Origin of the sequence: Oceanicola sp. 22II-s10i, from assembly GCF_002210105.1 — a bacterium.
Lineage (GTDB): Bacteria > Pseudomonadota > Alphaproteobacteria > Rhodobacterales > Rhodobacteraceae > Pseudooceanicola.
The window spans coordinates 20,800-32,854 of sequence record NZ_AQQU01000009.1; the positions used below are offsets into that span (position 1 = coordinate 20,800).

General features: G+C 67.5%; 13 protein-coding genes. 6 read left to right on the forward strand and 7 right to left on the reverse strand.

Translation table 11 applies throughout. The features are described from left to right. Positions 1-57 precede the first annotated feature (57 nt). A complete protein-coding gene (locus tag ATO6_RS19140; RefSeq protein ID WP_088625652.1) occupies positions 58-357 on the forward strand; it encodes a DUF3303 domain-containing protein in 300 nt (99 codons plus the stop codon). A 117-nt stretch (positions 358-474) separates the two neighbouring features. Here ATO6_RS19140 and ATO6_RS19145 read toward each other — a convergent pair whose 3' ends face one another. Then, on the reverse strand, positions 475-1,380 hold the full coding sequence (locus ATO6_RS19145; RefSeq protein WP_088625653.1) for a LysR family transcriptional regulator: 906 nt from the start codon (positions 1,378-1,380) through the stop codon (positions 475-477). 92 nt (positions 1,381-1,472) lie between these two features. Here ATO6_RS19145 and metF point away from each other — a divergent pair, with 92 nt between their 5' ends. The 4 genes from metF (at position 1,473) to ATO6_RS19165 (ending at position 3,689) form a co-directional block, all read left to right on the forward strand. Further along, on the forward strand, positions 1,473-2,339 hold the full coding sequence (gene metF, locus ATO6_RS19150; protein ID WP_088625654.1) for a methylenetetrahydrofolate reductase [NAD(P)H]: 867 nt from the start codon (positions 1,473-1,475) through the stop codon (positions 2,337-2,339). 66 nt (positions 2,340-2,405) lie between these two features. Next, positions 2,406-2,879: a PaaI family thioesterase gene (locus ATO6_RS19155; protein WP_088625655.1), complete on the forward strand. Its 474-nt coding sequence runs from the start codon at positions 2,406-2,408 to the stop codon at positions 2,877-2,879. Between the two features lies 1 nt (position 2,880). Next, positions 2,881-3,288 (forward strand): PaaI family thioesterase, encoded by a 408-nt coding sequence (locus ATO6_RS19160; RefSeq protein ID WP_088625656.1) that lies wholly within the window; start codon positions 2,881-2,883, stop codon positions 3,286-3,288. Further along, the gene (locus tag ATO6_RS19165; protein WP_088625657.1) at positions 3,285-3,689 is read left to right on the forward strand and encodes a PaaI family thioesterase; all 405 of its coding nucleotides are present in this window, start codon (positions 3,285-3,287) and stop codon (positions 3,687-3,689) included. Before ATO6_RS19160 ends, ATO6_RS19165 begins: the two co-directional genes overlap by 4 nt. Before the next feature lie 9 nt (positions 3,690-3,698). Here ATO6_RS19165 and ATO6_RS19170 read toward each other — a convergent pair whose 3' ends face one another. The 6 genes from ATO6_RS19170 to ATO6_RS19195 form a co-directional block, all read right to left on the reverse strand. Then, positions 3,699-4,673, reverse strand: a complete 975-nt coding sequence (locus ATO6_RS19170; RefSeq protein WP_369597074.1) for a DUF2235 domain-containing protein — start codon at positions 4,671-4,673, stop codon at positions 3,699-3,701. Between the two features lie 76 nt (positions 4,674-4,749). After that, positions 4,750-7,044 carry a xanthine dehydrogenase family protein molybdopterin-binding subunit gene (locus ATO6_RS19175; protein ID WP_088625659.1) on the reverse strand — a complete coding sequence of 765 codons (2,295 nt, stop codon included), beginning with the start codon at positions 7,042-7,044 and terminating at the stop codon, positions 4,750-4,752. Between the two features lie 73 nt (positions 7,045-7,117). Next, positions 7,118-8,626: a DHA2 family efflux MFS transporter permease subunit gene (locus ATO6_RS19180; protein WP_088625660.1), complete on the reverse strand. Its 1,509-nt coding sequence runs from the start codon at positions 8,624-8,626 to the stop codon at positions 7,118-7,120. Beyond that, a complete protein-coding gene (locus ATO6_RS19185) occupies positions 8,623-9,777 on the reverse strand; it encodes an HlyD family secretion protein (RefSeq protein ID WP_088625661.1) in 1,155 nt (384 codons plus the stop codon). The genes ATO6_RS19180 and ATO6_RS19185 overlap by 4 nt, the downstream gene beginning before the upstream one ends. Then, positions 9,767-10,216: a MarR family winged helix-turn-helix transcriptional regulator gene (locus ATO6_RS19190; protein ID WP_176441015.1), complete on the reverse strand. Its 450-nt coding sequence runs from the start codon at positions 10,214-10,216 to the stop codon at positions 9,767-9,769. The genes ATO6_RS19185 and ATO6_RS19190 overlap by 11 nt, the downstream gene beginning before the upstream one ends. A 165-nt stretch (positions 10,217-10,381) precedes the next feature. Further along, positions 10,382-11,506 (reverse strand): type III PLP-dependent enzyme, encoded by a 1,125-nt coding sequence (locus ATO6_RS19195; RefSeq protein WP_088625663.1) that lies wholly within the window; start codon positions 11,504-11,506, stop codon positions 10,382-10,384. A 108-nt stretch (positions 11,507-11,614) separates the two neighbouring features. Here ATO6_RS19195 and ATO6_RS19200 point away from each other — a divergent pair, with 108 nt between their 5' ends. Next, positions 11,615-12,049 carry an Lrp/AsnC family transcriptional regulator gene (locus tag ATO6_RS19200; protein WP_088625786.1) on the forward strand — a complete coding sequence of 145 codons (435 nt, stop codon included), beginning with the start codon at positions 11,615-11,617 and terminating at the stop codon, positions 12,047-12,049. The last annotated feature ends 6 nt before the right edge of the window (positions 12,050-12,055 follow it).

Consider the following 12,055-nt stretch of genomic DNA (forward strand, 5'->3'; position numbering starts at 1 on the left):
CCCTTGCCAAGTGCCCCCCGCCATGCCTCCCTGACAAGGGTGAAACGGAGACAGACGATGCGATTCATGGTGATCGAGCATTTCCCGCCCGGCGACCCGCTGCGCGTCTACCGCGCGCTGGCCGAACGCGGCCGCGGCCTGCCGGACGGCCTGAGCTATGTCGACAGCTGGGTCGAGGCCGGGTTCAACCGCTGTTTCCAGATCATGGAGACGGAGGACGCCGCCCTCTTCCACCAGTGGGCGCTGCACTGGTCCGGCGCTGGCGTGAGGCTGGAAATCACGCCGATCCTGACCAGCGCCGAGACGCAGGCGCTGGTCGCGCCGTATCTCGCCGATCCGCCTGCTTCCTCTGGCTGAAATTACTTTCGGGGGTCCGGGGGCAGACAGCCCCCGGGACTATCCATCTGCACAACGGTGGTGAATCCAGCGCCACCGCAGCGAGGCCGGCGCGCAAGGGCCGGATGAGCGGCCCGCTCAGGCCCGCTGCAGCTTCACCGCCTCGGTCCGCGCCAGCCGGACCACATGGGCCATATAGGGCTTCTCCAGGTCGCCCTCGCGCATCGCCGCGAACATCCGCCGGGTCAGCCCCGTCGCGGTGATCGGCCGCGTGATGTAGTCGCTGTGATACTTCACCTCGCGCAGCACCCAGTCGGGCAGCACCGCGACGCCGCGCCCCGAAGCGACCAGCAGCAGGATCATCTCGGTCAGCTCGACCCTGCGCACCGCCCCCGGCTCCACCCCGGCGGGTTCGAGCAGCATGGTGAAGACGTCCAGCCGCGAGCGGTCCACCGGATAGGTCAGCAACGTCTCGCCCCGGAAATCCTCCGGCTCCACGAATGGCTTGTCGGCCAGCGGATGCCCCGCCGCCGCCACGAAGACAGGCGAATAGTCGAAGAGCGGCGTAAAGGTGATCCCCGGCACATCTTCCGGATCCGAACTGATCACCAGGTCGACCTGCTCCTTGTCCAGCGCATCGAGCGCGGTAAAGGCCAGCCCCGGCCGGATGTCGACATCCACGTCGCCCCAAGCCCGGCGGAACTGCTCCAGCACAGGCAGCAGCCAGTCGAAACAGGCGTGGCACTCGATGGCGATGTGCAGGCGTCCGGCGGACCCGTCGCGCAGGCCCTCGAATTCCTCCTCCAGCGCGGCGATCTCGGGCAGCACCCGTTCCGCCGCCCTGAGAAACCGTTCGCCCGCAGCCGACAGGCGCAGCGGCTTGGACCGGCGCACGAAGAGCTCGATCCCCGTCTGGTCCTCCAACCCCTTGATCTGGTGGGACAAGGCCGATTGCGTGATGTTCAGACGATCCGCCGCACGGGCCAGCCCCCCGGCCTCGTGAATTGCCTTCACGGTCCGCAGATGCCGCAGTTCGATATGCACGATGTGAACGCGCCTCATATTGTGAATGAGAATGTTGAAGTTGTCTCACATCGCCCCATCTGCCACAAGTGGTGAAACTCAGGAGCCACCCGATGTCCGTCCCCGCTGTTTCGTTCGAATTCTTCCCGCCGCAGACCCTCGAGGCGTCGTTCCGTCTGTGGGACACCGTGCAGGTCCTCGCGCCCCTCAAGCCCCGCTTCGTCTCCGTCACCTACGGGGCCGGCGGCACGACCCGCGACCTGACCCGTGACGCCGTGGCGACGCTGCACAAGCATTCCGGCCTGCCGGTTGCCGCGCACCTGACCTGCGTGAACGCGACCAAGGAGGAAACGCTCGCCATCGCCGAAGGCTTCGCCGAGGCCGGCGTGACCGAGATCGTGGCGCTGCGCGGCGACCCGCCCAAGGGCGAGGGCAAGTTCAGCGTCTATCCCGGCGGCTTCGCCCATTCGGTCGAGCTGATCGAGGCGCTGGCGGCGACCGGCAAGTTCACCATCCGTGTCGGCGCCTATCCCGAGAAACACCCCGAGGCCGCCTCCGGTGCCGCCGACGTGGAGTATCTCAAGCGCAAGTTCGACGCCGGTGCGGACGAGGCGCTGACCCAGTTCTTCTTCGACACCGATCACTTCCTGCGGTTCCGCGACGCCTGCGCCAAGGCGGGCATCGACAAGCCGATCGTGCCGGGCATCATGCCGATCGAGAACTGGAAGGGCATCCGCCGCTTCGCGCTCAACACCGGCACCAGCGTCCCCGCCTGGCTGGACGAGGCGTTCGAGAAGGCGATCCGTGACGAGCGTCAGGATCTCTTCGCCACCGCGCTCTGCACCGAGATGTGCACCAAGCTGATGGCCGAGGGCGTGGAAAAGCTGCACTTCTACACGCTGAACCGCCCCGAACTGACCCGCGACGTCTGCCACGCGCTTGGCGTGACGCCCGAGGTTCAGCTCGAAAACGTCGCCTGAAAGCCGCTCTAGGCCTCTGGACCCTCTCCTTGCCGCACACTAACCTGTCGGCAAGGAGGACCTTGGATGAGTCAGCTCAGCAACGTCGCGGCCACGGCACCCGGCATGACCGGGGTGGAACGGCAGCAGGAAACCATCGCGGGACGCCGACAGGGCCCCGGCATCTGGCAGGTGCTGGGCTTGCGGCTGGAAAGCGCCGAGGTCGGGCGCGCGACGCTGGTCGCCACGCCAGGCGCGGAGCTGGCCAATCCCGGCGGCGGCCTGCACGGCGGCTTCTACGGCACCTTCCTCGACAGTTGCATGGCCAGTGCGGTCAGTTCGACGCTGGCCGCCGGACAGGGCTCCACCACGCTGGAATTCAAGGTCAACATCATCCGCCCGATCATGCCCGGCACCCCGGTCCGCGCGATCGGCGTCGCCCAGCACGTGGGCCGATCGACCGGGATCGCCACCGGCGAGATCCGGGGGATCGAGGACGACAAGCTTTACGCCACCGGCTCCACGACCTGCATGGTCTTCCAGATACCGGCGAACGCCTGACATGAACGACAGCGTCTTCGACCGCTTCCCCGCGCCCCCGATCGCCGAGTTCCTCGGCTGGGAGCTGATCTCGGAAAACCCCGAACGGGGCGAGATCGAGGTGGCCTTTCACCCGACCGACGAGATGACCAACGTGCGCGGCGACGTGCAGGGCGGCATGATCGCCGCGATGCTCGACGACACGATGGGCCCTGCCCTACTGTCGATGACCGGCGGCAAGTGCATCGCCTCGTCCATCGACATGAACGTCAGCTACATGCGCCCTATGAAGGCCGGGCGGGTAACGGCCAAGGGCCGCGTCGTCCGCAAGGGCCGCACCATCGCGTTCCTGGAGGCCGAGCTGTTCGGCCCCGACGGCAAGATGATCGCCCGCGCGACCTCCTCGGCCATCCCGGTGGACATGCCATGACCAAGCCTTTCGAGACCCGTTCCAACATCACCAGGCTGCTCGGGATCGAGTTCATATCCTCGGACCCCGAGGCCGGGACCATCGAACTGGCCTATCACCCCGAACAGCGCATGACGAACCCGCGCGGCGATGTGCAGGGCGGTGTTCTGGCGGCGCTGCTGGACAATGCGATGGCCCGCGCGCTGGCGACGGCGAACGAGGACAAGATCGTTGCCTCGACCGTCGACATGAACGTCAGCTTCCTGCGGCCCGTGAAACCGGGCCGGGTCATCGGCATCGGACGGGTGATCCGGCAGGGGCGCACGATCTGTTTTCTGGAAGCGGAACTGTTCGACGTCGCGGGCACCCTGCTCGCGCGCGGCACCTCGACCGCGATCCCGGTGCCGATCCCCGGCACCTGAGCGCGGAGCCTAGACCCGCCAGCCCATCCGCGCGGCATGCGTGTGTAGCCCGCGTTCCACCGTCGTCTCGTGCAGCCGCTCGGACGGGTCGTCGCCCACGGTCCGGCGGTGGCGCAGCAGGAAGAACTTGCCCAGCCCCTGCCAGGTCCCGATGCTCGGCGCCTCGACATCGGTCGGGAAGCGGTCCCGCCACCGGTCCGGCAGGACCAGCCCGCAGGCCTCGGCCTGCGTCAGCATCCACACCAGCGAGATGTTTGACAGCCCGCGCGACCCGTGTTCGCCACCAAGTTGGCCGCCCACATCGCCGTGACTGCCGGGGAACCAGACCTGTTCCAGCCGCCCCGACCACTCCGGGTCGGACGTCCACTTGATCGGCGCATAAGCGTCCCGCGTTTCCTCCAGCGCCAGCGCGTGAAAGCCCGCCCTCACGCAGTGCGACAGGTGCAGGTTATGGAACTCGTGCGCCTTCTCGGTCAGCATCCACACCAGCGGCAGCCGCACCCCGAGCGCCTTGACCGTGTCCCATGCCCCGATCATCTCGACCGTCACATGTTCGTGGCAGTTCGCCCTTGAGAACGCCGCCGACGCCAGACCCGCCGCCCCGGCGCGGTAATGGCGATAGGCCATCTCGACATTGCGCTCGGTCGCCTTGTCGGCCTGCAACAGCCCCACCCGGTCGATGATCCCCGCCAGCGAGCGGACGGCGAAGGCCCCGCGCGAATAGCCGAACAGGAATATCCGGTCGCCGGGCCGGTAACGCGAGGCGAGATAGCCATAGGCGCGCCGGATCTGCCGGTTGATGCCCTTGCCGACCATGACGTCCCACATGTGCCGCCAGCTCTGCAGCTGGATCCCGGCCTCGTAGTAAAGCGACAGGTCCGCCCCGCCCCGGTTCTGGAGCAGGAGGTAAGTCAGGCCAGCGTTGGTCTCGTCCCCCGCGTCCAGCGTCGACATGGTGCCGTCCAGCACGATGACATGCGTCACCGGACCCCGCTGCCGGGATCGCGGCGCGCTGCGTCTTCGTTTCGCGTAGCCCGGAACAAGCCGGGCGAGTAGGTCTCTACTCAGCCGCCTCAGCATGGTTCAGCATCGCCCAGACACGATTGGGTGTGAATGGCATGTCCGCGTCGCGCACACCCCGGTCATAGAGCGCATCGGCCACGGCGTTGTTGACGGCGGCCATCGACCCGACCGTCCCCGCCTCGCCACAGCCCTTCATCCCCATCGGGTTGGCGGTGGAGGGCACCGGTTCGCTGGTGAAGGACACGAAGGGCATGTCCGACGCGCGCGGCATGGCGTAATCCATGAATGTCGCGGTCAGCAGCTGCCCGTCCTCGTCGAAGGCGACGCGCTCCATCAGCACCTGCCCCGCCCCCTGCACGACACCGCCATGCACCTGGCCCTCGGCCAGCATCGGGTTGATCAGGTTGCCGAAATCGTCGACCACCGTGTAGCGCACCAGATCGACCTTGCCGGTGTCGGGATCGACCTCCACCTCGGCCACATGCGCGCCGTTCGGATAGGACCGGCCCGGCAGCTTGGCCGTCGCCTTGTGCTTGAGCAGATCGGCGCGGCCCTTTTCCCGCGCCCATTCCGCGACGTCCAGCATGGTCGGCGCGGCATTCGATCCCTCGACCCGGAAGCTTTCGTCGTCGAAGGTGATCTTGCTCTCGTCGACCTCCATCACCTCGGCGAGGAAGGTCTTGAACGCCGCCGTGATTACGTCGACCGTGGCCAGCGTCGCGTTGGACTGCGTGGTGACGGAGCGCGAGCCACCGGTGCCGCCGCCCTTGGCGATGCGGTCGCTGTCGCCCTGGATCACGCGGATCGCCTCGGTCGGGATGCCGGTCTGGTCGGACAGGAACTGGGCGTGCACCGTTTCGTGCCCCTGCCCGTTCGACTGGGTGCCGACGTAGATGTTCACCGTCCCGTCCTCAAGAAACTCGACTTCCGCGGATTCGCTGGGATCACCGAGGATGGACTCGATGTAATAACAAAGTCCCAAGCCCCGCAGCTTGCCCTGCTTCTCGCTTTCGGCCCGCCGCTCGGCAAAGCCCGCGCGACCGGCCTTTTCCTCGGCCACGTCCAGCAGGCGCTGGAAATCGCCGACATCGTAATGCTCGCCCGAGAAGCTGGTGTAGGGGAAGGCGTCCTTGGGGATGAAGTTCCGCCGCCGCAGCTCCCACGGATCGACACCCAGTTCACGCGCGGCGAAATCCATCGACCGTTCGAGACAGAAGATCGCCTCGGGTCGCCCGGCCCCGCGGTAGGCGTCGGTCTGGGCGGTGTTGGTGTAATAACCCTCGGCCTCCAGATAGATGTTCTGCAGGTCGTAGACCCCGCCGCAGACCCGCGCGAAAAGGTAGGTCTGGATCATCTGGCCGAAGCCGGAGTTGTGCGCGCCGAGGTTGTAGCGCGTCTTCACATGATAGCCGGTCAGCTTGAAGTTCTCGTCGAACCCCATCTCCACGTCATGTTCCAGATCCCGCGCGCCGTTGTCCGACAGCATCGATTCCGTGCGGTCCGCGATCCAGCGCACCGGCTCGGCCAGCTGCTTGGCCGCAAAGCAGACCGCGACATACTCGGGATAGGTCTTGGCCTTCATGCCGAACCCGCCGCCGACGTCGGGGTGGGTGACGCGCACGTTTTCCTCGGCCAGTTCGAACAGCTTGACGAGGTTGCCCTTGGCGCCCCAGACACCCTGCCCGCCAAAACTCAGATGCAGGCGCGTGCCGTCCCATTCGGCGTAGCAGCCGCGCGGCTCCATCGCATTGACCATGCAGCGGCTGTCGACGATATGCGCGCTGACCTTGTGGGCCGCACCCGCGATGGCCGCCTTGACCGTGTCGCCGTCGCCTTCGGCCCAGTCGACGCCGAGGTTGCCGGGCGCTTCGGGATGAATGTCGACCTCGCCCTTCTCCAGCGCCATCTGCGCGGGCAGTTCCTCGATTTCCAGTTCCACCAGTTCGGCCGCGTCGCGGGCCTGCGCCAGCGTTTCGGCCACGATCAGCACCACCGGCTGGCCGACAAAGCGGACACGCCCCTCGGCCAGGATCGGATGCCGGGGATTCGCGGACCGCTCGCCGTCGCGGTTCTTCTGCAGTGTCGCGGCCAGACCGCCGGTCAGCCCGCCCTCCAGCAGATCGTCATTCGAGATCGCCAGATGCACGCCGGCCGCCTCGCGCGCGGCGGTCAGGTCGATGCTCTTGATCTCGCCATGCGCGATGTTGGAGCGCAGGAAATAGCCGTGCAGCGCACCTTCGGGCGCTATGTCGTCCACGTAGCCGCCACGCCCTGTCACAAAGCGCGGATCCTCGACCCGTTTGACCGGTTGGCTCTTGCCGAACTTTTCCATCGCGCGCCCTTTCCTGCTGCCTTAACCCGGACCCTAGCTGCTGCATCCCCCGTGTCCAGTGCCGAACCGGCGATCAGCCCCGTCCGGGTCGTCGCAGGAAAAACACGATGGGAACGACAGCAAGCGTCAGCGCCATCATGAGTACGAAGTTGTCGATGTAGCCCAGCATCGCCGCCTGCTGCGTCACCAGCCCGTCCGCGATCGAGGCCGACAGCGGGTTGCCGATCAACAGACCCGGCATGTCGTGCCGCACCGGATGCGACGCGGCGGTCAGGCGGCTGGCGATTTCCTCGTGGTTCACACTGGTCATCCGCGACAGAACGACCGTCACCATCGAGATGCCGACGCCCGAGCCCACGTTCCGCACGAGGCTGAACATCGCCGTCGCATCGCCCCGGAACTTCGTGTCGATTGTGGCAAAGGTCAGCGTCGACAACGGCACGAAGACGAAGCCCAGCCCGAATCCCTGCAACACGCCCGACCAGATGATCGGCTGCGCGTCCATCCCCGGCTCGAACCCCGACATCATGTGCAGCGACCACGCCGTCACGGCCAGCCCGAACAGCACCAGCCCGCGCGGATCGAACCGCGCCACAAGCCGCCCGACCAGCAGCATGGACACCATCGTCCCCACGCCGCGCGGCGCCATGACGAGGCCGGTCTCGATCACCGGATACCCCATCAGCCTCTGCAACAGCGGCGGCAACAGCGCCAGGCCGGAAAACAGCGTCATCCCGATCATGAAGATGAACAGCAGGCCCATGACGAAGTTGCGGTCCCGGAACATCTTGAGGTTCACGAATGGATCGTCAGAACCCCAGCAATGGATGACGAAGGCCCAGAGCCCCGACACCGCCAGCCCGGCATAGAGCCAGATCTCCACGCTCTCGAACCAGCCCGCCGACTGCCCCCGGTCCAGCATCAGTTGCAGCGCGCCGACCGCGATGGCGAGCATCGCGAAGCCGGTGAAGTCAAACCGCCGCACCTTGGTTTCCTCGCGCGGCATGAAGGCCGCGACGCCGAGGAACGCGATGATCCCGAGCGGCAGGTTGATCAGGAAGACATAGCGCCAGTTGAACACCTCGGTCAGGTAGCCGCCCAGCGTGGGCCCGATGATCGGCCCGACCATGATCCCCGCGCCGTAGATCGCCATCGCCTGGCCGATCTTCTCGCGCGGGTTGATGTCCAGCAGGATCGCCTGTGCCAGCGGGATCAGCACAGCCCCGCAGATGCCCTGCAAAATGCGGAAGACCACCATCTCGGGCAGACCGGTCGCGATCCCGCAGAGCAGCGAGGCCACTGTAAAACCGGCGATCGCGCCGCTCAGCAGCTGCCGCCGCCCGATTCGGTCCGAGGCCCAGCCGGTCAGCGGAGTCGCGATGGCCGAGGCGACGATGTAGCTGGTCAGGACCCAGGTGATTTCCTCCTGCGTCGCGCCGAGGCTGGCCGCCATGTGCGGCAGGGCGACGTTGGCGATCGTGGTGTCCAGCACCTGCATCACCGTCGCCAGCATGATGGTCGCCGTCAGCCAGACCGGCGCCGCCACCACCACGTTGGGTTTGGACAGCGCGGGGGTACTCATCTCAGGGCGTCCAGCCGGTTGTGCCCGGTGTCCACCGCGACATGCACGCTCATCCCGCTGGCCAGTTCGCGGGCGGGGGCGTCGTCCAACGTGATCCGCACCGGCACGCGCTGCACGACCTTGACCCAGTTGCCGGTCGCGTTCTGTGCCGGAATCAGCGAAAACTGCGATCCGGTCGCGGCGCCAAGGCTGTCGAGATGGCCGCGCAGTTCCAGATCGGGATAGGCATCGACCTCTATCCCCACGCTTTGCCCCGGCACCAGCCCCGCCAGCTGTGTTTCCTTGAAGTTCGCCTCGATCCACGTATCCGCGCTGTCCACCAGCGTCGCAACCTCGGTCCCGGCGGTCACGTATTGCCCGACATTCAGGCTGCCGAGCTGAGACACGGTGCCCGCGCTGGCCGCCTTGACCGTCGTCTTGTCCAGATCGCGCGCCGCCGCGTCCCGCGTGGCGATCGCGGCCTTCACGGCGGGCAGCGCGTCCGTCTCCGTCGCCGGATCACCGCCGAGCGCGGCCGCGGCCGCCTCGACCTGACGTTCCGCCACGGCCACGGCGTTGTGCGCCTGACGCGCCTGCATGGTCGCATCGTCCAGCGACGCCTGCGATCCCACGCCCCGCGTGGTCAGCTGCTGCTGGCGCTCCAGTTCCTTGTCCTGCACCGCCGCAATTCCCCTGGCGGCCTCGAGCTGTGCAACAGCCGTCGCATGGGCGGCCCGGCTCTGCGCGATCTGAAGCCGCGCGGTGTCCAGAGCGGCCTCGGCCTGTGCCAGCTTGATACGGTAGGTCTCGTCGTCCAGCCGGAACAGCGGCGCGCCCTGCGCGACCTTCTCGTTCTCGTGGACGTAGACCTCGGTGATCCGCCCGCTTACGTCGGGTGACACGGCCACCAGCGGCAGGTGCACATAGGCGTTGTCAGTCGTCACATAGCGCCCGCCATAGAGCCAGTAGCCGCCGCCCCCGATCAGCAGGATCAGCGGCAGCGCGATCATCAGCAGCCGACGGCGGCGCTTGCCCTGCTTCCCTGCGGCGGGCGACGGCGCATCCGTCGCAGCGGCTTCCGGCACGACACGGGGCTGGGCAGGCGCGGCGCCCGGCAGTTGGGAGGGTTCGGCGCGCCCCTCGGGGGTCGCGCGCTTGGGTTCAGCGGTCATCGTCTCTGTCCTTGTCGCCCGGGATTTCCCCGTGCAGGTTTTCCATCATCCGGGCCATCACCCGCTCCGCCACGTCCAGTTCGGCGGGGTCGATCCCGGCAAAGACCTCGGCGAAGACCGCCCCGGCCACATCACGCATCTGCGCCACCTTGCGCCGCCCCTCCCCGGTCAGCGCCACGTCCTTGGCGCGGCTGTCCTCCACGGAGGCCTCGCGCGTCACCAGCCCCGCCTTCTCCAGCCGGTCGCACAGGTCGCTGACCGTCATCGGCGAGGCTCTGAGCGCCTCGACCAGCGCGCCCTGCCGGAGCGGGCCGCGATCGGCGAGGATGCCGAGCGCCTTCCACTGGTTCAGGGTCAGGCCAAGCGGCTTCGCCGCCTGCTCGAACCGGCGCCGCATCACGGCTGTGGTCTCGTGCATGAGGATGGCGATGCGTTTCACGGGCGGCTCCGGGACTCGATTCATACGGGCTTATATAATATAAGTCCGTATCATTGTAACCCCCGATCGGCGCTCCGGTTCCGCAGCCGCGCACATGGCAAAAAAAGGCGGCCGGGTATGTCCCGACCGCCTTCATATTCCCAGGGATGTCAGATGGTTAACCCATCACAGACGCGCCACCGTCACCGGCTCGCCCAGCCCGTAGCCGTTGAAATGCGTGGCGATGGCCAGCGAATAGGCCCCCATCCCGGCGAAGACCAGGTAATCCCCCTCCTCCGTATCCGACGGCAGTGACAGCCCCCCCGGCAACCGGTCGAGGCTGTCACAGGTCGGGCCGAAGACCACCCGCGTCTGTGCCGCGCCTGTCCGCGCGGCCCCGTCGGGCGCGATGACCCGCAGCCGGTCGGTCGGCCCGATGTCCCGCAATTCGGACAGCCCGCCGTAGATCCCGTCATTCAGGTAGACCCGTCCGTCCGCGCGCAGCGACTTCACCCGGACGGCCAGCGTGAAGGCCTCGGCCACCATCGCCCGCCCCGGCTCGCACACCAGCGCGGGGGCCTCCATGCCGAAGCTGTCGCGCACCGCCGCGCCGATGGCGGCAAAGATGCCCTCCAGATCGGGCGCGCCGCCGTCACGATGCGCCGGGAACCCGCCGCCGACGTTCAGCCGCGCGAGCCGGACCCCCGCCTTCCGCGCGACCTGCGCCGAGGCGCGGATGTAGCTGACCCATGCCGCCGGATCGGCGCATTGCGTGCCCGGATGGAAGGTGATCGCCGGACTCAGCCCCAGCTCGACCACCCGCCGCAGCAACATGGCGGCCTCCTCTGGCCCGACACCGAATTTGGAGCCGAAGTCATAGGCCGCGCCCTTGACCGGCAGCTTCAGCCGCACCGCGACCTCGCCGCCCAGCGCGGCGTCGGCGATCTTCTCCAGCTCGCCCGCATCGTCCACCGACCACGACACGACGCCATGCCGCCGCGCCGTCTCAATCTCCACCCGCGACCGCACAGGGTTGTTGTAATGCAGCGCCGCGTCGGGGGCCGCTCGGCGGACCGCCTCCATCTCAGCCGGGCTCGCCACATCGAACGCCTCCAGACCGGCGGCCACGAGGTTCGCCAGCACTTCGGGCCGGTCGTTCGCCTTGACCGCATAGGTCACCAACCCCGGAAACCCCGCCCGGAACCGCGCGGCGGTGGCCTGCAGCACGTCGGGGCAGAAGTAGATCGCCGGATGATCCGGCTGCATCCGCCGGATATGGCTGACCGGATCGGTCATGGAGAAGTCGCGCATGTCACCTCCGTTCGCTGGATTTCCTCCAGCGTGACCGATTTTCCGGTCGATTTAACGCGTCAACCTGCCCAAACTGACACGGAGATTCGTCATATCGCCGAGATGACCATGCAGATCGACGACACCGACCGCGCGCTTATCGCGATCCTTTCCGACAATGCCCGCCTGCCGGTGATGGATATCGCCCGTCGCGTAGGCCTCGCCCGGACCACGGTTCAGGCGCGGATCGAGCGGCTGGAACAGCGCGGCGTGATCGCGGGCTACACGATCCGCCCCGGCCGCGCCATGTCGCCGCCGCTGCGCGCGACCGCGCTGGTCACCGCCGAGGCGCGGCAGACGCCGGGTCTGCTGACCCGCCTGCGCGCGATGCCCGAGGTTGAGAAGGTGCACACCCTTTCGGGTCGCTTCGACCTGCTGATCCAGATCGCCGCACACGACACCGAGACGCTGGACCGCGTGCTGGACGCGATCCACGAGGCGCCGGGTGTCCGGTCGTCGGAAAGCCTGATCCACCTGACGACCAAGATCGACCGCGCGACCTGAGCGGCG

Excerpts from the sequence above, each read along its gene's own strand:
- ATO6_RS19140 (WP_088625652.1), top strand. The coding sequence starts at position 58 with ATGCGATTCATGGTGATCGAGCATTTCCCGCCCGGCGACCCGCTGCGC.
- ATO6_RS19195 (WP_088625663.1), bottom strand. The coding sequence starts at position 11,506 with ATGCGCGACTTCTCCATGACCGATCCGGTCAGCCATATCCGGCGGATG.
- ATO6_RS19180 (WP_088625660.1), bottom strand. The coding sequence starts at position 8,626 with ATGAGTACCCCCGCGCTGTCCAAACCCAACGTGGTGGTGGCGGCGCCG.
- metF (WP_088625654.1), top strand. The coding sequence starts at position 1,473 with ATGTCCGTCCCCGCTGTTTCGTTCGAATTCTTCCCGCCGCAGACCCTC.
- ATO6_RS19185 (WP_088625661.1), bottom strand. The coding sequence starts at position 9,777 with ATGACCGCTGAACCCAAGCGCGCGACCCCCGAGGGGCGCGCCGAACCC.
- ATO6_RS19165 (WP_088625657.1), top strand. The coding sequence starts at position 3,285 with ATGACCAAGCCTTTCGAGACCCGTTCCAACATCACCAGGCTGCTCGGG.
- ATO6_RS19160 (WP_088625656.1), top strand. The coding sequence starts at position 2,881 with ATGAACGACAGCGTCTTCGACCGCTTCCCCGCGCCCCCGATCGCCGAG.
- ATO6_RS19175 (WP_088625659.1), bottom strand. The coding sequence starts at position 7,044 with ATGGAAAAGTTCGGCAAGAGCCAACCGGTCAAACGGGTCGAGGATCCG.
- ATO6_RS19200 (WP_088625786.1), top strand. The coding sequence starts at position 11,615 with ATGCAGATCGACGACACCGACCGCGCGCTTATCGCGATCCTTTCCGAC.
- ATO6_RS19155 (WP_088625655.1), top strand. The coding sequence starts at position 2,406 with ATGAGTCAGCTCAGCAACGTCGCGGCCACGGCACCCGGCATGACCGGG.